Source organism: Sporosarcina cyprini (genome assembly GCF_022048975.1).
GTDB classification, from domain to species: Bacteria; Bacillota; Bacilli; order Bacillales_A; family Planococcaceae; genus Sporosarcina; species Sporosarcina cyprini.
Window position 1 is genome coordinate 12,040 of sequence record NZ_JAKMHX010000013.1, and the last position, 22,098, is coordinate 34,137.

Here is a 22,098-nt window from a genome sequence, read left to right on the forward strand (position 1 = left end):
TCATCCTCCGCTAACGAGACGTTCCATCGTATGCTGGGCCTCGAGCTCTGCATGCAAGCATTCTTTTGCAATTTTCAAGTTGATTTGCGACATTTCAACGTACCCTTTCATCATCACTTCGCGGATCGTCTCCGCTTCGTAATCGGTAACGTAGCGTTTTGTCGAAACATATACGAATTCTTCACGCTCCGGCTCCTGATGGACGACCGTATGTTCAATTTCGTTTAACATCTTTTTAGGAATTTTCACGATTACTTCCTTGATGTTCTTTTTCTCTCGCAATACTAGCACCTCCGACAGACCCCGTTCCCTCGATCGATTCTATTCTACTTCATCTTACCATTGAACTTCGACAATGAGAAGACATAGAAGGTATTTTATTGACAAGAATCTTCATAATGAAGTGGAGTTTGTCGAAAGTACGTATAAAATGATCATACCCATTTCCGTCTCAATATATTCTCGGTACCCGCTTGGAAATCGAAACCATAATCTCATAAGGAATGGTGCCAAGCGCTTCTGCCCAATCCTCAAACAGGATTTCTTCTTCCCCCTGCCTGCCGATGAGAGTCACTTTTTCACCAACCGGGAGCTCACGCGGCAATCTGACCATACACTGATCCATGCAAATTGTGCCGACAATCGGCATGCGTTCACCTTGAATCAATACTTCCTGACCCCGCAGGCCACGGCGCAGACCATCCGCATAACCAACCGGAATCGTGCCGATCCATTCATCTTCGGAAGTCTCGTACGTACCACCATAACTGATCCGGTTTCCTTTTGGCAACATCTTCACATAGGCTAGTTCCGTTTCAATCGACATAGCCCGTTCCAGTTGGAATGGAAGTTTCGTGCTGGTGTACGGGGACGGAGCCACTCCGTACAAACTGATGCCAAACCGGACAGCATCAAGTGCGAAATCCGGGTACAGCAAAGTGGCTGCACTATTAGAAGCATGAACGAGTCTTGGCTTGATCGGCATCGCCCCAACAATGGCCATGAACGTCTCAAACTGCTCTTCTGTCCTACAAGAATCCGGTTCGTCCGCGCAAGCAAAATGGGTGAAGATGCCATCAATTTCGAATTGCCCACTTCTCTCCACTTCTTCGAGAAGAGCTTGGAGCTCTTCTTTGCTTCGCAGGCCAATTCGGCCCATTCCGCTATCCACCTTAATGTGGATTTTCAGCTTGTTCTGATTTCCTTGTAGAATTTCTGCAGCCTGCGCAATCCAGCCCGCATCAGAAACTGTGACCGTAATATTATCATCCAGCGCCTTGGCAGCGAACGCTGCAGGAGATGGCCCCATGACTAGAATATCTGCACGGATTCCCCCGTCCCGGAGGCGCACTGCTTCATCAGGCGTTGCAACCGCCACCATGATTGCCCCCGCCTCAATAGCGGCACGAGCCGTTTCAACCTCACCATGGCCATAGCCGTCAGCTTTCACGACGGCTATGACCTCGGTGTTATTTTTTAAATACGCTTTCAAATTCTGCACATTCCGTTTAATCGCTTCAAGTTTGACAGCGGCTACGGTTGGGCGATAATTGGCTTCCTTCACGATGATCCCTCTTTTGTTGTATTGTTTGAAACCATTATCCCCGTTGCGCCGCTGTCTCGTCAAATCAATTTCAGTGTAGCAGAACACATTATGGGTATTCCTTTATTTTACATTATCTGCCGCCATAGAGGAAGCCACTTCAATAAGTTCTTCTTTCGACAATGTGTTGGATGCGACGAAGAAGGCAACCCCGTTCTGCTCCCAGCGAATGGATGTTTCAGTCAATGCTGCCACTGCGAATCCTAAATCGACCGGATCTCCTTCGATGGAGACAGGCATTTGATTATCAGGTGCTTTGGCAGGTTCCTGGACAACAACAAACTCTCTCTTGCCACCGCCATACGTCAAGAAGAATCGAGTTCCATCGTCAGTCGCCGCAGTTTGTTCACTCAACAGTGTTGTATCTTCCCAATTCAAGTTCGGGTAGTACGTTTGCTGATCTTTTTGATCTGTACTTTCATCAGCTTTCGGTTTTTCAGTTCCCTTGTCTTCCTTATCCACTGCGAAATCTGACGGGCGATGCTCGATGCCTAGTGTAATTTTGGAGAACGTAATACGAATCTTTTCTTCTTTATTGGCATCCAGGACGGAGACATGTTTTGGCAGCAGTGTCTTTTTATCAATATGAATTTCCTGGGTCGGCAACACTTTTTTGTGATTGTTCCGTGTCGCCGTCTCAAAAACATAAGTCTTATCCTTTTCTGTCATTTTTGCTTCCTTATCCGCTTTAATATCATCGGAGAGGGAGCCGATCAAATACCCCATACTATTCTGCGTCGGCCAATCACTTTGGAATTTATACGTTTTTCCAAGAGATGGCGTGACAACGAAGACTCCTTCTTCATTGCGAACAATCATCTGGGAATCCTGTGTTCCGCCTTGCGTGACACTGACCTTGTAGAAATCAGGCTTTGTATGCCAAACCGTTACATCATACAACCGCGGCTCCGCACCTGTTTTAATTTCCATTGTCGCCTGCAACTCATACCCCTTCGAGTCATTCCATTTTCCGCTGAGCTTCTTCATAACATCTTCTTTTGAGGGAGATCCACATGCTGCGAGAAGAACCATGACCATAACCAACATTAAAGCAACTATACGGGTGCGCATACTGTTCATCCTTTCTCATTTCAATCAGGTAGGTCATCTTATGAGGGTGGACGAACAATTATGCGAGCTTGGCTCATTCATTTTTATTTTGATGAAAAAAAGCTGCACGGGCGTTTAGGTTAACCTTGCAAAATGACTTGGGCCGCGGCCACTGTTTTCGTATGGGTGATGGAAACAAAGCCGTCAGCCAGGTGTCCTTGAAAATAAATCACCGGCTTTCCGCCCGGCTCCGAAAGAATTTCAATATCTTGAAAGCCGCACATGTGTCCAATGCCCGTTCCATTCGCTTTGGCATACGCCTCCTTTGCAGCAAACCGACCGGCCAAAAATTCAATGCGCCGGTTGCCTCGCAGCTCGCTGTACCTCGCAAGCTCCCGCTTCGTCAACACACGCTCCCGAAACTTAGCCGATCGCACATCCGCATCCGCAATTCGGGCAAGCTCTACTATATCCAGACCGATACCAGTAATCATCCAGAGTCTCTCCCCTTTTCAATATGTAATGACAAACGGTATAATGAATCCTAAGATTGAGGTGAAATCATGTTCATACGCAGAGAAAATTTTTCTCAATATATTCGATTATATCCGGTCGTTTCGTTTTTAATTGCTTTGAATATCGTTATCTATATTGTAACGTCTTTCAATGGCCGACTGTATCTCCTCGGCATCGGATTCAATTACGGAATCGCAGCAGGAGAATGGTGGCGCCTCGTTACACCGATGTTCCTTCATGGCGGACTTATGCATTTGCTTTTCAATATGTTCTCGTTGTTCATTTTTGGTCCCGAACTGGAACGCATCGCAGGCAAAGCCCGTTTCATCACCATTTATTTACTATCTGGCATTTTCGGCAACATTGCAGCGTTCTTTCTGCAAGATCTCGACTATTCCCACGTCGGAGCGAGCGGCGCAATTTTCGGCATCCTGGGTGCATTCGGCGCGCTTGTCTATTATACAAAAAACGTCCTGCCCCAATTACGCCAGATCATTTTGCCAATGATCATTATCAGTGTCGTCATGACCTTCGTCCAACCAAACATCGACATCATCGGCCATCTCACCGGCCTCATCGTCGGCTTCATCATCGGACTCGGCTACTTCCATCCGAAGCGAATCGTCCGCTGGCGATAACCATCCGCCACTTGCTGCATACAGGCAGGTGGTTTTTTTGTTTGTGGGGGAGTGCTCCGAGGAGGATACGAGTGGTTCGCAGGCATATACGAGCGGTTGCTGCACTTCACGAGTGGCTCCCGAGTGTATACGAGCGGTTGCGGACTTATTCGAGTGGTTCGCGAACATTTACGAGCGGTTGCTGCATTTTACGAGTGGTTCGCGAGCATTTACGAGCGGTCGCTGCAATATTCGAGTGGTTCCCGCGTATATACGAGCGGTCGCTGACTTATACGAGTGGTTCGCAAGCATTTACGAGCGGTTGCCGCACTTTACGAGTGGTTCGCGAACATTTACGAGCGGTTGCTGCACTTTACGAGTGGTTCGCGAGCATATACGAGCGGTCGCTGCATTATACGAGTGGTTCGCGAGCATTTACGAGCAGTTGCTGCATTATACGAGTGGTTCGCAAGCATTTACGAGCGGTTGCTGACTTATTCGAGTGGTTCGCGAACATTTACGAGCGGTTGCTGCATTATACGAGTGGTTCGCGAACATTTACGTTCCCGAGTATATACGAGCAGTCGCTGGATTAAGGACTTGACTCAGTTGCTGACTTATTCGAATGGTTCGCAAGCATTTACGAGCGGTTGCCGCACTTTACGAGTGGTTCGCAAGCATATACGAGCGGTCGCTGACTTATTCGAGTGGTTCGCAGGCATATACGAGCGGTCGCTGCATTATACGAGTGGTTCCCGAGTATATACGAGCGGTTCGCAAACAGATACAGGGGTTGGCGGTTTACAAAATGGCGCAGACAGATGAAGAATTCGTAAAGTTCATCTTACAATGTTCCCATGTTGTGTCGTAGAACCTCCTGTCACATCTACATCTACAAAAATAACGGCCCGATACGATCCGGGCCGTGTCTTCGTTTTTTATTCGCCTTCCAACGTTTCGTCCGTAAAGTGGAGCAGCGGCGCAGCCTTGTGCGCCAAGCGCTTTTCATACCAGCTTAATATGCGTTCCGCTTCCGCTTCTTCCATAAAGTGAATGATGCCGCGGTGCTGCCCCATGCCGGATTTGGCACTGGCCACGATAGTAGCAACCTGTTTCCGTTTGTTGAAGTAGCTTTGTTTCATTTCCAATGATTGAATTCTTCTTTTTGTCATGTAGGCGGTTTGCAGGCTGATGCCGCGAAAACGCATCGTTAGTTGGCTATCATAGATGGCGTATGCTCCTGATCGATATTGCCAGAGACCAAATGCGATAATGACCGGAATGATAAGCAACGACAGCAGACCGTAAGGGAAAAAGAAGTACGTCAATGCTCCGATTACCGGCAGCATCCAAAGGAAATCAATTCGGTAGAAAAATGCTTTTCCACGCTTTGGGAGTTTGGTTGTCGGTTCCTCAAAATGATAGTTTGGAAAAATGGCTTCCAATCTCTCCTGTACATCTTTTTTCTTTACTAGAGGGAACAGGTTGATTTTTGCTCCATCACCGACTCCCCCACCCGCACTATGGATGGAAACCGAAGCATAACCGAATGGCTGGCGCAACGGATTCTGAATAACACTGATACTTTGCACCCGTTTTAGCGGCACGGTCACTCTCTTTTTTTCAAGCAAGCCCCTCGTGATGACAATATCATCCTCCTCTAATGATACGGTAAACCCATAGTAGGAGAAGAACGTCATGATGACCGAAAGAAGCCATACACCGACGAGACCGGCAAATACGACAAGCCCGACAATGAGAACGCCAAATTTTACGAACGAAGCGAATTCATCAAAAATCCATTCGTATGGAATAAGATCCCCAAATTGCGAAAGGAAAATAGCTACACCAGACAAGATGACACCTATTCCTCCCGAAGTGGTCGCCAGGATGAACAAATCCTTCGAGGTAAGGGCAAATACTTTATGTGCTTTTTCTTTTACCGTCTCCACCGTTTCCTCATGAAACGATTCTTCATTCAAAAGATCATCAGCAATCGGCTGCTTGCGTTTCCGCTTCGCCTCCGCCATATGCTGTTCGATTTGCCGAGCCGCCTCTTTCGTGATGGCGGTCAATTCTCCCTCCGACTTTTTCAAGGAGGAGCTGCCGGCTGTTTCCACATTCACTTTCACCAGTTTAAACGGACGATGAAAAATCCCTTCCGTGTAATCAAGGCTTTGAATCCGCTCAAATGGAATGTATCGCTTTTTCCGTACGAACAAGCCTGATTCGATTCGCAATTCATCGTCTTCAAACCAATATTGAAATCGCAGCCACTTGATAAGTCCACTGACTGACAATAGAATAATCAGACCGCCTAAAATGAGGAATGATAAATAATCGATGTACCAAAGGCCAGTATTCCAATCTCTGCGTCCATTCGCAAATAGCAGGACGATAAGCGGGAGGATCGCTTCTTTCGCCGCTTTTAGCGTTTCGATAATCGCAGTAACCCAATGCAATCGATATCGTTGTTCAGACATCGTCTTCCGCCACCCTTGCCAGAACCGAAATCCGATTTCTCAATTCGTCCGCTTCTCCCATCTCAAGCGCCGGAATTGAATGATTGGTCGCAGCCGTTGATATGGTAATGACAGCGAGTCCGTATTTCTTCAAAATCGGGCCTTGCGACGTGTCGACATGTTGCACGCGCACCATAGGAATTAGTGTCCGTTTCACAATAAACAAGCCATGCTGCAACTCAATTTCAGACTCCCTGACTTCGTACCTCCACCGCATCCATCTGATTTTGGGAATCAAATAAATGGAGATATAGGAATCGACAATGACCACTGCCGCTGCAGCGACATATATCCACGAATACCAATCATTTATGTATACCAGTACACCGAAACCAATTGCCAACAGCGTCAGAATACTGGTCTGGATAATACCATACAGCCTCCACACCTTCAGGCCTTTTCTCGATATTTGATTTGCCGGTTGCGGTCTCACGAATAAACACCTCATTTTCCTTCTTTCTTATCCTCTTATACGACTGAAGTTAAAAAACGTTTCACCTCTGCATGCGAATTGCCTGAAGATCGTGAATGGCTTATTTTAAATTAAACAAAATGCTACAGGTCATCGCCACAGATTTATCGGTCACTTGGAACAGGTATCGGTCACTTCCTCAGTTTTATCGATCACTTCGGAACACTTATTGGTCATTCCCCAAGACTTATCGATCAACCTCTTTTTTATCGGTCACTCAGAGTTAGTCATCGATCACTTAGAAACAGGTACCGGTCATCTCCCCGAATTTACCGATAAGCCCCCTCCTCACCATACTACTCACTCTTAATGGTATTAGCCATTCCAAATCGCATCCCTTGATAACACAAAAAATCCAGGGGACGTCTACACGTTCCCTGGATTCATTCTTTGATTATCTGTCGTTTCTTGGTTTTGAAGAACGTTCGCGACGTCCTCCACCTTCGCGATTGCCGCTGCGACGGTTGCCGCCATAGCCACGGCCACCGCCGAATGAGCGACCGCCGCCACGGCTGCCTTTGTAGCCGCCACGGTCACGGGATTGCGTTTTGCGGGATGGCAATGGACGCTCTTCCGTAATTTTAACCGGCGTATCGTCCGGCTCTTTCGTCAACGATTTCAACGCAGCTGCGACAAGGTCATGCGCTTCGAATTTCTCTAGCATTTCGGAAGCCATTTGCTTGTAGTCGCCTAGTTGGTTTTTCTCAACGATCTCTGTCAATTGCTCCATCGCCAAACGTTGTTGGCCGATGAGTGCTTCGTCAGATGTCGGCGGCTGCAATGGTGTCATCCGCTTTTTCGTTGTTTCTTCCACTACACGGAGGTAACTCATTTCACGTGGTGTTACGAATGTGACAGCAACACCGCTTTTTCCTGCGCGTCCTGTACGGCCGATTCGGTGTACATAGCTTTCAGGATCTTGCGGAATGTCAAAGTTGTAAACATGTGTGACACCTGAAATATCAAGTCCACGGGCAGCAACGTCAGTTGCAACGAGGACATCGATTTTATTATCTTTGAATTGGCGAAGAACGGACATCCGTTTCGCTTGCGTCAAGTCGCCATGGATCCCTTCCGCCAAGTAACCGCGAATGCTAAGTGCGTGGGATAGTTCATCGACACGGCGCTTTGTGCGGCCGAATACGATAGCCAGTTCAGGCTGATGTACATTCAACAGACGTGTCAGGATATCAAATTTTTCGCTTTCCTGTGATTTCACGAAAAATTGTTCAATGTTCTCGACTGTCATTTCTTTTGATTTGATTTTAACGATTTCCGGATCCTTCATGAACGTTTCTGCGATTTTGCGGATCGGTCCAGGCATTGTCGCTGAGAACAGAAGCGTCTGGCGTTCAGCCGGTACGTTCTCAAGAATTGTGTTGATGTCTTCAATGAAGCCCATGTTCAACATTTCATCCGCTTCGTCAAGAACAAGTGTCTGCACATTGTTCAATTTCAATGTTCTGCGGTTGATATGGTCCAAAATACGTCCCGGAGTTCCCACAACGATTTGTGGATTATTGCGTAAAGCGCGAATTTGACGCCCGATTTCTTGACCTCCGTACACTGTCAGCACACGAGCACGTTTGCCGTAGCCGATTTTGTAGATCTCTTCGGATACTTGGATGGCAAGCTCACGTGTCGGCGCGATGATCAAAGCCTGTACAGAAGGGTCGTTCATATCGATTTTCTCGATAATCGGAATACCAAAAGCAGCAGTCTTACCAGTACCTGTTTGGGCCTGGCCGATGACGTCGCGTCCTTCCATGCCAAATGTGATTGTGCCTTCTTGAATCGGTGTTGCTTCTTCGAACCCCATGCGCTGTAATGATTTCTGCGTGGATTCGCTAATGTTCAAGTCTGAAAATTTTGTCAAACTACTCAATCTCCTTTAGTTTCTTCATTTAGCAATTGGTTACATTTGCAAATGAAAGCGCGGCAAATTCGAGCCTTAACTGATATGGGAACGTTTCCGATATTTTGGTTTCTCTGGAGTGGGCGGAAGTTAAGTCGAACTTCCAGTAAAATCAGAGGCATTCGTTGAAAAGGAAAGCCCGGTCTTTGCCGAGCGGCTTGGCGTCCTGATGAGGGCAGCAAACCGTTTTATTCAAAAAAAAGTACTCTTCACACAGGAAGAGTCTCATGTAAATGTATCCAATACTCATAGTAGTTTACCACGCGATTGGCTGTTCCGCAATCAATCCGCTTAAAAACCAATAATCAGAAAACGCCTGTATCCTTTTGCATGAATGCGAGAACTTCGGAAAACCAATCCGCCGAATCATCGCTGTAGCAAATATGATGTTTGCCTGACTCCGAAATGATGAGATGCTTTTCGGTGGAGCCCAGTGACTGATACAAATGCTCGCCCGTTGCAAATGGGACGATTTCATCCTTCTTCCCTTGGACAATGCATACCGGGGTCGTGATCTGATGATAATAGGGGACGACCATTCGGTTCAGCCGCAAAAATTCGACGGCCGATTGCAGCGGTGTATTGGCCAGCTTATAGTCATACAAGTGATAAAACGTGTTCGGCGAGTGCTTTTTCGTCACCGATTCAGTCAGCATCTTTACGATATCCGCCAGCATCACTTTCGGACTGATGTACTTGGCTGCCGCGCTTAAAAGGACCAATTTGTCCACAGGGTAGCGCAAGCTCAAATACATAGCGATCAGACCGCCCATGGAGAAGCCGGCGAGGATGACGCGATCCGATTCCTTTAGGAGTCGTTTCAGCGCCAGCTCCGCTTCCATCATCCATGCTTCCGCCGAAATGCCGCGCAAATTCGGGGGAAGGCCGTGTCCCGGCAAGGTCGGAACGGAAATATTCCAGTCCGTATGATCCTTCAAATAGTGGATGAATGGGCGGACTTCAAACGGCCCGCCCGTAAATCCATGGATGACAAGCACACCCGTTTTCATTGTTCCAGCAAACTTTCCACAACCCGTTCCAGCTCCATGCCTCTCGAGCCTTTCAACAGAATGATGGAATTTGCATTCATGACTTTCCGCAATGGTTCCGCAATTGATTCATAGTCCGTTTCCGACCATATCAGTTGTCGATTTTCTTTCCCTTGCTTCTGCAACACGTCGTACAGCCACTTCATCCGAGGACCAAAGAGACAGATCCCCTTAACGTCTAGTGTTGCTAGATCGTCAGCGAGTGATTCATGGTAAAGACGCTCATCATCACCAAGTTCCAGCATATCGCCCAGAACAATCCATTTTTCATTTCGTAAATGAGTTTCCTGCAAGAACCGGATCGCCGCACGCATTGATGTCGGAGCAGCATTGTAGGCGTCATTAATAAACAACGCACCGCTGCTATGCAAAATCGGCTGCATCCGCATATCTGTCAAACGGGCTTGGCGCAGCGCCTTTGCAATCTGATCGTTGGTAAGGCCGAGCTCGTGAGCGATGAGGATGGCAGCAAGGGCATTTTTCACTTGATGGGAACCGTAGACCGGAATCGTGAAGTCACCGTTCACGACACCTTCCACCGAGAACTTGCTTCCTTCGTCGCCAGAATCCATCGAAACAAGTCGGAATGCCGCCTCTTTTCCCGTCCCGAATGAAACGGTATGGATATCCACCTGAGCGACACGATCTCTGAGAAGTGGCTCATCCCCATCATAAAAGAGGATGCCGTCCTTACTGAACCCGTCAATAATTTCAAATTTCGCTTTCGCAATTCCTTCCCGGGAACCGAGATCTTGCAAATGTGCTTCACCGATATTCGTAATGACCGCGTAATGCGGCTTCGCCAAATGAGAAAGGAAAGAGATTTCGCCAAAGCCGCTCATCCCCATCTCGAGCACAGCGACTTCGGTTTCCGGGTCTAGCGAGAGAAGTGTCATCGGGAGTCCCAGTTCGTTATTGAAGTTCCCTTCCGTTTTCCGTACTTGGAAATAAGGGCTCAGAACGCTGGCAATCAAATCTTTCGTTGACGTTTTCCCGTTCGAACCAGTGACGCCGATTACCATGCACGTCAATTCATCGCGGTAGCTTCTCGCCATTTGCTGAAGCGCCAGCTCGCCATCCTCAACAAAAACAAGTGGAATATCAGCGGGCGGATTCGGTTCATCGAGTAGCCACAAAGAAGCAGCTGCGCCCTTTTCGATCGCCTGCTGCACAAATCGGTGGCCGTTTACATGTTCTCCCCGAAAGGGAATGAACAGCTCCCCTTCCGAAATCGTACGCGTGTCGATCGATGCGCCTGTTACAACGACATTCTCCATATGCTGTCCTTTTGCACCTAACCAATTTGCGATATCTGCCAATTGCTTTCTCAATTCATTCGCCTCAATCCATCGTGTATTGTATTTTCTTCTTTTCTTCGTGCCGTTCCCATGCCAAGTCGATCAGCCGGTCGATGAGCTCTGGGTACGTAAGCCCTGAATGCTGCCAAAGGAGCGGGAACATGCTTGTCGGCGTAAAGCCGGGCATTGTGTTTACTTCATTGATGAGCACTTCATCGTCTGCCGTGACGAAAAAGTCCGCACGCACTAGCCCTGCACAATCGAGCACTTTAAAGGCGCGAATCGCCATTTCCTTTAATTCGCTTTCGACCGCGTCTGTAACTTGTGCCGGGATGACAAGCTCTGTATTGCCATCCTGGTACTTCGCTTCATAATCATAAAAGGAGGCAACCGGCTTAATTTCACCGAGGACGGAACAAGCAGGCTTATCGTTGCCGAGCACAGCGACTTCGATTTCACTTGCCACTACACCTTGTTCCACAATGATCTTACGGTCAAATTTCAGTGCAAACTCTACCGCAGCTACTAGGCTTTCCCGATCTTCCGCTTTGCTGATACCGACACTTGAACCTAAATTGGCCGGTTTCACAAACATAGGCCAAGATAATTCGGTCTCCATCTTGTCTACAAGCTTCTCTTTCTCTGCCTGCCATTCATTCCGAAGAAAATGAACGTAACCGACTTGTTTTAATCCGGCATGGGCAAATAGCTGCTTCATGACGACTTTATCCATCCCGGCAGATGACGCGAGCACGCCATTACCGGCGTATGGGATATTCATCACTTCCAGAAGCCCTTGCACTGTGCCGTCTTCTCCGTTCGTGCCGTGCAATAGAGGCAGGATGATGTCCGGTGTTCCAGCACTGCCATTCAAGAAGTCATGGATACTGTCAGGACGTGCTGTCTCCCTCTCCAGCCGCAATTCTTCAATCGTAGCAGCCGGTGCCTGCAACGGTTCTCCCTTCCGCCATTCCCCTTCATAGGTGATATAAACCGGAATAACGTCGTACTTTCCGAAATCAATTGCATTCGTGACTGCGCGTGCCGTTGACAGTGACACTTCGTGCTCAGCCGATTTCCCGCCATATAATAAACCTAGTCGTTTTTTCATTGAATTCCCTCGCTCGCCGTTAGATTTCATTCTCTCAGTTTACCATGAATTAAATCGCTCATGAACAAATCATTAAAATACTATCCCACAATAGGAACTCTTCTCTATGTCTTTGCAACTTTCAAGGGGGCGTTTCGTCCAATAGTTTGATATGAATCAAGTAAACGGGTACGCTATACTGATAGATACCCTGTTTTTATCAACGATTTTGAATAGTAGGTGTTGATCCGGAAATAGGAATTGTAGAAAAGGTGAATGCAGTGAAGCTCTCAAACAGGCCTGCGGACCGTTTTGATTGGACGCTTGCCTTTATTCTTTTGTTGTTTTGTATTATTAGCGTGACCGTGATCGCCTCAGCTCAGACATCCGGCCAATACAACGCAAATTTTTCCCTTTTACAAGTTCGGTGGTATGTATGTGGTGCTTTGATTGTCGCCATGGCCATGTATTTCGACCCCGATCAATATAAAAAAATTGCTTGGATCCTTTACGGGTTCGGTGTTTGCCTTTTGGCTTTTCTGATGGTTGCGCCAGGCGGTGAAGGGCAGATTGCTGAAGTCCGGATGGGAGCGAAAAGATGGCTCACCTTGCCTGTCATCGGTAGAATCCAGCCTTCCGAATTCATTAAAACTTTTTTCATCTTAGGGATGGCACGGCTTGTGAGTGCTCATCATGAAAAGAATGAAGTACAGACACTCCGATCTGACTTGCTCTTGCTTGGGAAAATCGCCATAGTCCTTATACTGCCGCTTGCTTTTATCGTCAAGCAGCCGGATTTAGGAACATCTCTCGTCTTCATCGCCATCACGGCGGCTATCGTCCTCGTTGCAGGCATCTCATGGAAGATTCTCCTTCCTTTATTCTCAGCAGGTACTGCAATGGGAGCTGGTTTACTTTGGATGGCTCTGTATGCACAGGACTTCATGGAGGAAACACTCGGTTTCTCGCGGTACCAATTCAAGCGGGTGTATTCATGGTTGGACCCATACTCCTATCCATCCGATGAAGGTTATAATCTCATTACAGCTATGACCGCGATCGGTTCAGGTGAGATGACGGGCAAAGGCTTTCAAGGACGAGTTGTCTACATTCCCGAGAATCATACCGATTTCATTTTTAGCGTTATTGGCGAAGAGTACGGATTCATCGGTGCCAGCCTTGTCATTACACTATTCTTCGTTCTGATCTATCATTTGACGAAAGTGGCGCTCGGGTTGAAGGATCTTTTCAGCATCTATGTGTGCACAGGCATTGCCGCTATGATTGCCTTTCACGTCATTGAAAATATCGGAATGAACATTCAGCTGCTGCCAATTACGGGAATTCCTTTGCCTTTTATCAGTTACGGGGGCAGTTCCCTGTTCAGCAATATGCTTGCCATCGGCCTGATTTTCAGCATTAAGTTCCATCACCGGACGTATATGTTCGATTCAGAAGATGATGTTTGAATCCATTGGAAATATTTCATTTGCCATTTGTCGAAGAAATTCCTGTATAATAATTTCTTAGGTTTTCTATCCTCTACTAATAAGGTGACTTCATATGAAATTAGATAATCGACCATCGGACCGATTTGACTGGACCTTGGCCTTTATACTTCTATTATTTGGCGTGATTAGCCTCATCGCCATTTCATCCGCACAGACAACCGGCCAATATAACATCAACTTCATCCCTTCCCAGATCCAATGGTATGCGGTGGGGGCCGTTATTATCGCCTTAACGATGTATTTGGAACCGGAGCAATACAAGAAAGCGGCATGGATCATTTATGGAGGCGGCGTCTTCCTCCTGGCATTATTATATGTCTTGCCAGAGAGTATGGAGCTTGTGGCACGGCGAAATAACGCAAAAAGCTGGTTCCACCTTCCAGGTGTCGGCAGCATCCAGCCTGCCGAATTCATGAAAACGTTCTTCATTATCGGCTTGGCACGGATGATTACGAAGCACCATGAAAAATATTTGGATAAGACGATAAAAAGCGATTTCTTGCTGCTCGGGAAAATTCTCGGCCTTTTGCTCGTTCCATTATTCTTCATCATGAAGCAGCCTGACCTTGGAACAGGCCTCGTATTTTTAGCCATCACGGCCGCGCTTATTGTCGTTGCCGGCATTACATGGCGTATCATCCTCCCGATTTTCGCAGTTGGGGTATCACTCGGAACAGCAATGCTTTGGATGGCGCTATATGCGCAAGATTTCCTTTTCAAGCTTGGCTTTCAAAAGTATCAGTTCATGCGTATTTATACGTGGCTCGATCCGTATTCCTATGCATCTGACGAGGGCCGCCACTTGATCACATCACTGAATGCGATCGGGTCGGGCGAGATTTTCGGTAAAGGCTATCAAGGCCGGGAAGTATATGTGCCGGAAAGTCATACCGACTTCATCTTCAGTGTGATTGGCGAGGACTGGGGCTTCATCGGCGCCAGCGTCGTCATCTGTCTATACTTCTTCCTCATTTATCATATGACGAAGATCACGCTTGAATTAAAAGATCCGTTCAGTACGTATATTTGTGCAGGCATTATCGCCATGATCACCTTCCATGTGTTCGAAAACATTGGGATGACGATTCAGCTATTGCCGATCACGGGTATCCCGCTTCCTTTCATCAGTTACGGCGGAAGCTCGCTCATGGGGAATATGCTGGCCATCGGACTTGTGTTCAGTATGAAGTTCCATCATCGGACGTATATGTTTAGTTCGAATGATGATGATTGAGGAACCGGCTGTCTTGTGGCAGCTGGTTTTATTATTTGGGAAATCAAAAAAAGAAGCAGCCTGTTCGATTTTTCTTCGAAGCAGGCTGCTTTCTTTCACTGTGACTGTATATGCGGGTCTTGTATGGGTGGCGCGAGTGCTTTCAGCATATCCAGACGGGACTTCGTCACGGTAGCCGACACACCGAGTTTCGCCAAATTGGAGATGATCTTTTTCAAGTCAACTTTATCTTTAGCCATCTTTCCACCTCGACCTTTCTGCTTACTGTTTTAGACGTGTTTTTCATATGGAAGGTTTCACTGGATGAATGAAAATTGTTCCATTTTATCGTTATCTCCATCATACCACTCCTTGGCACATTTAAATCTTTCAATTATGTTACAATTTTAGGTTTTTTGTAAATGTCTTATACATGGAGCCGATAAAGTCTCCTGTTTTAATTTTTTCCAAGTATATAGTTCGATGAATTGGCTTCTTTGCCATTGTATAGGCGATATTCTTTGTGTATGGGTGCGTTCCAGAGTAGAATGACTGTATGAATTGTGTGGAAAGCAGGTAGGGTTTTCATGAAAAAGTCGATTGTACTTTTAATGTCTGTTCAATTTTTTGTCTATCTGGGGTTCGGGATTATCATTCCTGTTCTTCCTGAAGTGATTGTCCAGCAGCAGTTGTCTGAAGTCCATGTTGGCGGGCTGTTGACCGTGTATTCGCTCGCTTCGTTTTTCACGGCGCCTTTATGGGGTTCCTTATCCGATCGGACAGGCCGGAAGAAACTGATTATGGTCGGGCTAGTCGGATTTAGTTTGAGCTTCTTTCTCTTTGCTTTATTCATCGATAATTTGACTCTCTTGTATGTATCCCGGATTGTCGGCGGTATTTTCTCAGGCGCCCTTTATACGGCCGTCACCGGCTTTGTCGGGGATATGACGACAGAAGAGAACCGAAACCAGTATATGGGCTTCCTTGGCATGTCGATTGGATTAGGTTTCATTTTCGGACCAGCTCTCGGCGGAGTGCTTGGGGATATTAGCTTGCAGACGCCATTCCTTACGTCTGGCATCCTGACACTTGTTATCCTGATTTATGCGAGCATCATCTTGCAAGAGCCAGAACGCCAAGGCGAGGCAAATAAACGCGCTCTCCTACCAAAAGGCGGACTTGTGCTCTGGCAATACCGGATTCGCAATCTGTTTCTGTTATCATTCATGATTACATTAATACTGGCTGGCATTGAATCCACATTCCAGTTATTCCAGATTTCCAAAATCGATATTACACCGAAGCAGGTGGGCTATCTGTTCATGGCGAGCGGTTTTGTGGACGCGGCCATCCAAGGCGGCGTTGTCCGTCGGGTAAAAAATGGCAGCGAGGCGAAGTGGATTTTAGGGGCACAGGTTGTGACGGCGATCGGGCTTCTCATGATTCCGTTTACCTCCAGCCTGTTCTGGGCCGGCTTTTCGCTCAGCGTGTTCACCGCAGGGAATGCTTTATCACGTACCGTGCTCGTTTCCTTAACATCCAAGGAATCCGGCGGCAAATACGGGACGGCAGCAGGCATGACCTATTCTATGGATAATATGGGACGAATCATTGCACCGGTTCTGTTCGCATGGTTGCTCACCCGCATGAACGGGGATATTTATTATATTTCCGCGGGTCTCGCCATTCTCTCGATTGTCTGGATTGTTCTATTCCGAAAATCAATTAAGTCACTTCGTTCCATCGAAGCAACAGCAAATTAAAGACAGACCGCCGGCATCCAGCCAGGCGGTCTTTTTTATTCCGTAATTAATATTCAACCGCACATTTTAACATAGCTAATGCCTGCTCTAGGTCCGGGTCACCTGCAATATGATCCGGCGTCCAAGGGATATGAATATGTGGCGTGATGCCAACGCCTGTCATCCCCTTTCCTTTATCAATTCGGGAAAGCCGGGAGGTCGGATACATCAGCGTGTAACCATCCCAGCTCGCAGAGGCAAGGTTCGCATAATCATTCACCCCGAGTGTCGCCCGGCCGATAACGGTCACTTTGCTCAATTCTTTGACATGTTCTACGAAAGAATCGCCAGCGCTGCCGCACATATTGTCCGTTAGAACAATGATTTTCGAGGGATTTTTCAAACCTTTGACGAATGTGTCCTCTACTGCACCGCCAAAATCAAACTCGACGAAGCCTTTCCCCCGATTCCGTGTCCACTCCCGTTTAATGATGTGTAAGACCTGCCGGAAATGTTCATCATCCACGTTTGCCAGTTCGTTATCGAGGTCCTGAACAACTCGGTCGCAGCTCGCCTCCGTGCAATTAAAAATCATCGTTTCATCGGAATCTCCAAACTCCCATCCCTCTTCCGGCACCAAATACGGTAGTAGCGGGAAATAGCTCGCGTCACTTCCCCCATTGTTAACACGCACATCAATAATCCATTGTTCAGCCGTTTCCAACAGGTCCTTATGCTCTTCCACCAATTTAGCAATCGCATCCGGGTTGGCGAAGTCCGTCATCGTCAGCAGCACGGGTCCCTCTTCCAGCTGGCGAAGTGAATATTCCGGCACAAACGGCTTCTTTTCGAACAGCCGGAAGGTGATGTGCTGTTGATTCCCTTCCAGATCCTCTACAATTCCTTCTTCATACTGCAAAAGAATCGGCGCCCAGTTCTCCCGCTCCGGATGGTTCTCGGACAGCAGACGATGATGCTTCTCCCGTAATTCAGGAATGCTCATTCCCCCCGCGGAAATTAACCGCATGCCTGGTATTAGCCTGTCATCTGAATCGACTTTTGTAATATAGAGCTTATCTTCATAACGCCTGACACTGAATCCCCGCGTTTTCGGTTTCTCTACCGCTTCCCCACCCGCTATCATATAAAGGTGTTTATCTTTGAAATCAAGCAAGTAATCATTCACCAGCTCAAGAAATTCCTTCGATGAAAGGTTTGGAGCCTGCTTCACCTTTTCCAAAAAGGCATCCGGTGCGTCCCATCCCTTTTTATCCATGCAGCCCGCATAATCATTGTGCATAATGTGTACGATCTCTTCTGCGATTTTTAACAATTCCCCATTCCCCCTTGAATTACTGTTCTGTTGCTACGTTTGCTTTCACCTTTTTCTTTTCCGCAAGTTCTGGATAGGCCTTACGAATAATAGATGGGCGCGCCATAAACAGGACAACCCCAATTAGGATGGCTCCTGAAACGATCAAAATCCACTGGGCCGGCACGAAATCATATAGGAAACCATAGATGACGACACCGAGCGGCATGAGCGCCATTGCCATCGTTTCGAGCAACGCAAATACACGGCCCTTGAAATCGTCGTCGATTACCTTCTGGAACATGACTTGCATCGGTGTATTGACAATCATCATATTGACGCCGAAGCCGAAGATAATAACCAAATAGTAAGCAAAAAAGACGTTAGGATGCATACTCACGAGCAATGGCAGAGGAACAATCATGAGCAGGATTCCAAATACAACAATTCCCCATTTCGATACGAGCAGTGGAAACTTTACTTCTTTGCGTACAGAGAAATAGATGGACATGAGCAACATGCCGACCGCGAGTGCCCCTTCCACCATACCGAAGCGTGTGGAAACCATTTTCAGTTTTTCAATTAAGATAAAAGAAAAGCCGACTTGGAATGCGCCAAACAGAAAGTTAATGAATAAGGAGATCCAAATGATCATCATGAGAATTGGCTGCTGGCGTAAATAGAAAACTCCCGCTTTCATGCTTTGCCACATTGTTTCTTTCTGCTCTTCTTCCGTCTTTTCCTTCCGATTGGCGAAAAGCTTGAAATTCATAGTAGCTTCTAGCAAGATCGCCACTGTGGAAGCTGCCATATATACGATCAGGAACGTGTTCATTGATACAGTTCCATATAGAATCCCTCCGACTGCCGGCCCCCCGATTGCTGCGAAGGATATAGACATCTGATTCAACGCCATCGCCCGTTGAATCCGGTTTTCATCAATCAACCCCGTAATTGACGAACTGAATGTTACGCCTGAGAACGTAGATGCCAATGATAAAACAACGGTCGTTGTATAAATAGCAAGCAATGACAGTCCTGTTGTCAAACTAACAGTCAGTAATCCCCCAATTGCAAGTGTCGAAGCAATTTGCGCCACAATGACAATCGTCTTCCTCGAATATTTATCCGCGGCGTAACCTGCAAATGGCGCTATCAACGTACGCGGCACTAGACTGCAAATAAGATTCATCGCAAAGTTCGTTGCAGAGCCTGTTAATTGCAAAATGTAAAAACTGACGGCAAAAGCATATACGTGCGCACCAAATCCGGAAATTAACTTACTAATTGTAAAGGTCCACATATGATAAGTAGCACGTTTTAGTTTCATTGCTTGATCCATTCCCTAACACCCCATTTTAAAAAGTTTAATTTAATTAAACAAAGCATATCATGCTCCCTCTTCCCTTTCAAGCAAAAGTTTAATATAATTAAACAATATGAATAAGTAATTGGAGGTGTGCCTGATCGATACACTCGGAGAACGTATTCGCACATTGCGCAAGCAGCGTAAAATGACATTAGAAGCATTGGCTGGCGATCAGCTGACGAAGGGCATGCTCAGTTTAATTGAGAACAATAAGGCCAATCCTTCGATGGAGAGCCTGACGTATATCGCTTCACGTCTGGAAGTGGAAGTTGCTGTGTTATTGGAAGAAGGTAATATAGAAGAATTAAGAAGTATAATTGAAAAGGCAGACGCTCTATATCATGTACCTTATGATGAAGTAACGAATGAGCACAAGCAGATTCTTAAACTAATTGAACCTGTTTTGCCAAAGTTAACGAAGAACTATGAATCCGCCCGACTGTTGGATTTGTACGGCCGAGCTCTTTATTTTGAAAACGACGAGAGCTGGCATACCTATACGGATCGTGCAGCGAATATTTACGAGGATTTACATATTATATACCGCCGGGCAGCCGTTGGAATTTTTCGTGCTATGGCAAAATTTGCTGTACCTGATTACACCGGAGCTTTGGCTACCATGCTGGAGGAACGCAAATATATTGAATCTACCCACGCCTATATAGAAGCGATGACCCGTATCGACCTAGACTATCATGAAGCAGTCTTGCATTTTGCCGTAGGGGATTCGGAAACCGCAACAAATGTGATGGAACAGGCAATAAATTATTCGAAAGAGCAGCAAGTCTTTTATAAGGTGGACCATTTGTATCGGCTCGCTGCCATTCAGGCGCTCATGTCATACGATGAAGAGAAGATGGAAGACTATCGCAATAAATTAATCCATTACTCGAAGTTCATTGATGACGAGGAACCACTAGACTTTACGCGCTTCTTAGACATCCATCGGCTGACATCCTATTGTCATGAGTACGAGCAAGCGCTTAGTCTCATGGAGAAATACTCGGAGTCCTTGCATGCCGAAGATGGGTTTAGTCCGTATGTCTATTTAGAAACAGGCAAAGCATTATTTGGAGTCGGCCGTTATGAGGAAGCCATCGAGTCGCTTCTACAGGTGAATGTGATGAAATACATTAAACACCCGATCGACTTATCACTTTTCTACGAAGGCGAAGCGTATTTAGCAAAGAGCTATGCTGCCATTGGGGAAATTGAAAAAGCAAAAGAATGGGCGCAACGTGCATGGGATCATATCTCTGTATTGCCCGATTCCCATTATAAAAAATCCGTCCACCAAACATATGAGCAATTGATGTAAAAAATCCGCAGTTGGCCTAGTGCCTTCTGCGGATTTTTATTATGCTTCGATTGGTTGATTATCCAGTGATTCATTATACGTTTCTTTATCCAATTCTCCAGTCACTTTCGCCGTCGTCACGCCTGCCGTCATCGCCCCGCTGACATTGAGCGCCGTCCGTCCCATATCGATGAGCGGTTCAACGGAAATCAACAGCCCGGCCAGTGCCACTGGCAAGTTCAATGCAGACAATACGAGGATCGCAGCAAATGTTGCACCGCCGCCGACACCTGCTACACCGAATGAGCTGATGGCCACAATGGCGACCAGTGTGAGCAGAAACATCGGTTCTAATGGATTTTGTCCGACAGTCGGCGCAATCATGACAGCAAGCATGGCAGGATAGATGCCCGCACAGCCATTTTGCCCGATGGATAGACCAAATGAACCTGCAAAATTTGCAATTCCATCCGGCACGCCTAGCCGGTTGGTTTGCGTTTTAATCGTAAGTGGTAATGTACCAGCACTCGATCTTGAAGAAAATGCGAAGAGCAATGCCTCCGAAACTTTCTTCACATACGTAATTGGATTGAGGCCGGATAGCGTCATAATGAGCAAGTGAATGCCGAACATGACGATCAGCGCAACATAAGAAGCAAGAACGAATTTACCGAGATTGTAGATGGCGCCAAAATCAGATGTCGCCACCGTTCGGGCGATAATCGCCAAAATGCCATATGGTGTCAAGCGGAGGACGATCCGCACAACACCCATAATTAAAGAGTAGATCGCGTCAATTCCTTTTTTCACAAGCGTTGCATTTTCTTCGTCTCGTCGAACAAGTGCCAAGTAGGCAAAGCCGAGGAATGCGGCAAAAATGACAACGCCGATTGTGGAAGTCGGACGCGCGCCAGTTAGATCCTGAAACGGGTTAGCTGGCAATAAATCAATGATTTGTTCCGGCAATGCGCGATCTGCCACAGTGGCAGACGTTTCTTCAATGGAAGCGCCGCGGGTAGCTTCCGCTTCACCTTGCACGATATCCGACGCATCAAGGCCGAAGACTAACGATGCGGAAATTCCGATGATGGCAGCGATGGCCGTGGTGCCGACGAGCATGCCTAAAATGGTCGCCGCCGTTTTACCAAAGTTCTTTCCGATTGTCACTTTCGTAAAGGCTCCAAGTATTGAAATGAAAACAAGTGGCATAACAATCATTTGAAGCAATTTCACATAGCCGGTACCAATGATATTAAACCAAGGCATGGAATCCTTCAAAATAGCCGAGTCCGTACCGTATGCGAAATGCAAGATGAGACCATAAAGAATCCCAAGCCCTAATCCGGTAAATACCCGTTTTGAAAACGAAACCTTTTTCTGATGCATACGATATAGAATACCGACCAGCAGAAGCAAACCGATTATATTAACTAAAAGCAATAGGGTATCCAACTTCTTTTCCTCCTAAACAACTAATGATAAAAAATACTATAAACCCCTAAAACCAATCAGTCAAGTAGGT

21 protein-coding genes are annotated in these 22,098 nt (G+C 46.7%); 7 read left to right on the forward strand and 14 right to left on the reverse strand.

The annotated features are described in order from the left end of the window. The 4 genes from L7D49_RS02235 to acpS all read right to left on the reverse strand — a co-directional run bounded on the left by L7D49_RS02235 (window position 1) and on the right by acpS (window position 3,147). Window positions 1–291: a transcriptional regulator gene (locus L7D49_RS02235; RefSeq protein WP_238079191.1), complete on the reverse strand. Its 291-nt coding sequence runs from the start codon at window positions 289–291 to the stop codon at window positions 1–3. A 160-nt stretch (window positions 292–451) separates the two neighbouring features. Next, complete coding sequence (gene alr / locus L7D49_RS02240) at window positions 452–1,651, reverse strand: alanine racemase (protein WP_336246360.1); 1,200 nt, start codon at window positions 1,649–1,651, stop codon at window positions 452–454. A gap of 15 nt (window positions 1,652–1,666) precedes the next feature. Continuing rightward, window positions 1,667–2,674, reverse strand: coding sequence for a LolA family protein (locus L7D49_RS02245; RefSeq protein WP_238079192.1), 1,008 nt, complete (start codon window positions 2,672–2,674; stop codon window positions 1,667–1,669). A 119-nt stretch (window positions 2,675–2,793) separates the two neighbouring features. After that, window positions 2,794–3,147, reverse strand: coding sequence for a holo-ACP synthase (gene acpS, locus L7D49_RS02250; protein WP_238079193.1), 354 nt, complete (start codon window positions 3,145–3,147; stop codon window positions 2,794–2,796). 69 nt (window positions 3,148–3,216) lie between these two features. Here acpS and L7D49_RS02255 point away from each other — a divergent pair, with 69 nt between their 5' ends. From L7D49_RS02255 to L7D49_RS02265, 3 genes are all read left to right on the forward strand, one after another. Further along, window positions 3,217–3,807, forward strand: a complete 591-nt coding sequence (locus L7D49_RS02255) for a rhomboid family intramembrane serine protease (RefSeq protein ID WP_238079194.1) — start codon at window positions 3,217–3,219, stop codon at window positions 3,805–3,807. Between the two features lie 71 nt (window positions 3,808–3,878). Further along, a complete protein-coding gene (locus L7D49_RS02260; protein WP_238079195.1) occupies window positions 3,879–4,382 on the forward strand; it encodes a hypothetical protein in 504 nt (167 codons plus the stop codon). Between the two features lie 4 nt (window positions 4,383–4,386). Further along, window positions 4,387–4,611: a hypothetical protein gene (locus tag L7D49_RS02265; RefSeq protein WP_238079196.1), complete on the forward strand. Its 225-nt coding sequence runs from the start codon at window positions 4,387–4,389 to the stop codon at window positions 4,609–4,611. A gap of 113 nt (window positions 4,612–4,724) precedes the next feature. Here the strand turns inward: L7D49_RS02265 and L7D49_RS02270 are convergent, their stop codons facing one another. The 6 genes from L7D49_RS02270 to L7D49_RS02295 all read right to left on the reverse strand — a co-directional run bounded on the left by L7D49_RS02270 (window position 4,725) and on the right by L7D49_RS02295 (window position 12,153). Continuing rightward, window positions 4,725–6,269 carry a PH domain-containing protein gene (locus L7D49_RS02270; protein ID WP_238079197.1) on the reverse strand — a complete coding sequence of 515 codons (1,545 nt, stop codon included), beginning with the start codon at window positions 6,267–6,269 and terminating at the stop codon, window positions 4,725–4,727. Next, window positions 6,262–6,741 carry a PH domain-containing protein gene (locus L7D49_RS02275; protein WP_238079198.1) on the reverse strand — a complete coding sequence of 160 codons (480 nt, stop codon included), beginning with the start codon at window positions 6,739–6,741 and terminating at the stop codon, window positions 6,262–6,264. Before L7D49_RS02275 ends, L7D49_RS02270 begins: the two co-directional genes overlap by 8 nt. A gap of 433 nt (window positions 6,742–7,174) precedes the next feature. After that, window positions 7,175–8,656 (reverse strand): degradosome RNA helicase CshA, encoded by a 1,482-nt coding sequence (gene cshA / locus L7D49_RS02280; protein ID WP_238079199.1) that lies wholly within the window; start codon window positions 8,654–8,656, stop codon window positions 7,175–7,177. Between the two features lie 344 nt (window positions 8,657–9,000). Beyond that, entirely contained in the window at window positions 9,001–9,705 is a 705-nt protein-coding gene (locus L7D49_RS02285; protein ID WP_238079200.1) for an alpha/beta hydrolase, read from the reverse strand. Continuing rightward, the gene (locus L7D49_RS02290; protein ID WP_238079201.1) at window positions 9,702–11,075 is read right to left on the reverse strand and encodes a UDP-N-acetylmuramoyl-tripeptide--D-alanyl-D-alanine ligase; all 1,374 of its coding nucleotides are present in this window, start codon (window positions 11,073–11,075) and stop codon (window positions 9,702–9,704) included. Before L7D49_RS02290 ends, L7D49_RS02285 begins: the two co-directional genes overlap by 4 nt. A gap of 10 nt (window positions 11,076–11,085) precedes the next feature. Further along, the gene (locus L7D49_RS02295) at window positions 11,086–12,153 is read right to left on the reverse strand and encodes a D-alanine--D-alanine ligase (RefSeq protein ID WP_238079202.1); all 1,068 of its coding nucleotides are present in this window, start codon (window positions 12,151–12,153) and stop codon (window positions 11,086–11,088) included. A gap of 260 nt (window positions 12,154–12,413) precedes the next feature. On the opposite strand from L7D49_RS02295, the gene L7D49_RS02300 reads away from it, so the two are divergent. Both L7D49_RS02300 and L7D49_RS02305 read left to right on the forward strand, forming a co-directional pair. Beyond that, the gene (locus tag L7D49_RS02300; RefSeq protein ID WP_238079361.1) at window positions 12,414–13,601 is read left to right on the forward strand and encodes an FtsW/RodA/SpoVE family cell cycle protein; all 1,188 of its coding nucleotides are present in this window, start codon (window positions 12,414–12,416) and stop codon (window positions 13,599–13,601) included. A gap of 94 nt (window positions 13,602–13,695) precedes the next feature. Further along, window positions 13,696–14,877, forward strand: coding sequence for an FtsW/RodA/SpoVE family cell cycle protein (locus L7D49_RS02305; protein WP_238079203.1), 1,182 nt, complete (start codon window positions 13,696–13,698; stop codon window positions 14,875–14,877). Window positions 14,878–14,972: 95 nt separating this feature from the next. Here the strand turns inward: L7D49_RS02305 and L7D49_RS02310 are convergent, their stop codons facing one another. Next, window positions 14,973–15,116, reverse strand: coding sequence for an Lmo0850 family protein (locus L7D49_RS02310; RefSeq protein WP_184212283.1), 144 nt, complete (start codon window positions 15,114–15,116; stop codon window positions 14,973–14,975). A 327-nt stretch (window positions 15,117–15,443) separates the two neighbouring features. On the opposite strand from L7D49_RS02310, the gene L7D49_RS02315 reads away from it, so the two are divergent. Further along, window positions 15,444–16,619, forward strand: a complete 1,176-nt coding sequence (locus L7D49_RS02315; RefSeq protein WP_238079204.1) for an MFS transporter — start codon at window positions 15,444–15,446, stop codon at window positions 16,617–16,619. 46 nt (window positions 16,620–16,665) lie between these two features. Here L7D49_RS02315 and L7D49_RS02320 read toward each other — a convergent pair whose 3' ends face one another. Then, window positions 16,666–17,931 (reverse strand): S41 family peptidase, encoded by a 1,266-nt coding sequence (locus L7D49_RS02320; protein ID WP_238079205.1) that lies wholly within the window; start codon window positions 17,929–17,931, stop codon window positions 16,666–16,668. A 19-nt stretch (window positions 17,932–17,950) separates the two neighbouring features. Then, window positions 17,951–19,252, reverse strand: a complete 1,302-nt coding sequence (locus L7D49_RS02325; RefSeq protein ID WP_238079206.1) for an MFS transporter — start codon at window positions 19,250–19,252, stop codon at window positions 17,951–17,953. A 115-nt stretch (window positions 19,253–19,367) separates the two neighbouring features. Here L7D49_RS02325 and L7D49_RS02330 point away from each other — a divergent pair, with 115 nt between their 5' ends. Next, complete coding sequence (locus L7D49_RS02330) at window positions 19,368–20,597, forward strand: helix-turn-helix domain-containing protein (RefSeq protein WP_238079207.1); 1,230 nt, start codon at window positions 19,368–19,370, stop codon at window positions 20,595–20,597. Window positions 20,598–20,636: 39 nt separating this feature from the next. Here L7D49_RS02330 and L7D49_RS02335 read toward each other — a convergent pair whose 3' ends face one another. Continuing rightward, window positions 20,637–21,962 (reverse strand): L-cystine transporter, encoded by a 1,326-nt coding sequence (locus tag L7D49_RS02335; protein ID WP_272493158.1) that lies wholly within the window; start codon window positions 21,960–21,962, stop codon window positions 20,637–20,639. Window positions 21,963–22,098 lie beyond the last annotated feature (136 nt).

What these genes read in the sequence shown, in the direction of transcription:
- L7D49_RS02310 (WP_184212283.1), bottom strand. Translation starts at nt 15,116, where the DNA reads ATGGCTAAAGATAAAGTTGACTTGAAAAAGATCATCTCCAATTTGGCG.
- L7D49_RS02270 (WP_238079197.1), bottom strand. Translation starts at nt 6,269, where the DNA reads ATGTCTGAACAACGATATCGATTGCATTGGGTTACTGCGATTATCGAA.
- L7D49_RS02315 (WP_238079204.1), top strand. Translation starts at nt 15,444, where the DNA reads ATGAAAAAGTCGATTGTACTTTTAATGTCTGTTCAATTTTTTGTCTAT.
- L7D49_RS02335 (WP_272493158.1), bottom strand. Translation starts at nt 21,962, where the DNA reads ATGCATCAGAAAAAGGTTTCGTTTTCAAAACGGGTATTTACCGGATTA.
- L7D49_RS02325 (WP_238079206.1), bottom strand. Translation starts at nt 19,252, where the DNA reads ATGGATCAAGCAATGAAACTAAAACGTGCTACTTATCATATGTGGACC.
- L7D49_RS02295 (WP_238079202.1), bottom strand. Translation starts at nt 12,153, where the DNA reads ATGAAAAAACGACTAGGTTTATTATATGGCGGGAAATCGGCTGAGCAC.
- L7D49_RS02285 (WP_238079200.1), bottom strand. Translation starts at nt 9,705, where the DNA reads ATGAAAACGGGTGTGCTTGTCATCCATGGATTTACGGGCGGGCCGTTT.
- L7D49_RS02255 (WP_238079194.1), top strand. Translation starts at nt 3,217, where the DNA reads ATGTTCATACGCAGAGAAAATTTTTCTCAATATATTCGATTATATCCG.
- L7D49_RS02305 (WP_238079203.1), top strand. Translation starts at nt 13,696, where the DNA reads ATGAAATTAGATAATCGACCATCGGACCGATTTGACTGGACCTTGGCC.
- acpS (WP_238079193.1), bottom strand. Translation starts at nt 3,147, where the DNA reads ATGATTACTGGTATCGGTCTGGATATAGTAGAGCTTGCCCGAATTGCG.
- L7D49_RS02245 (WP_238079192.1), bottom strand. Translation starts at nt 2,674, where the DNA reads ATGCGCACCCGTATAGTTGCTTTAATGTTGGTTATGGTCATGGTTCTT.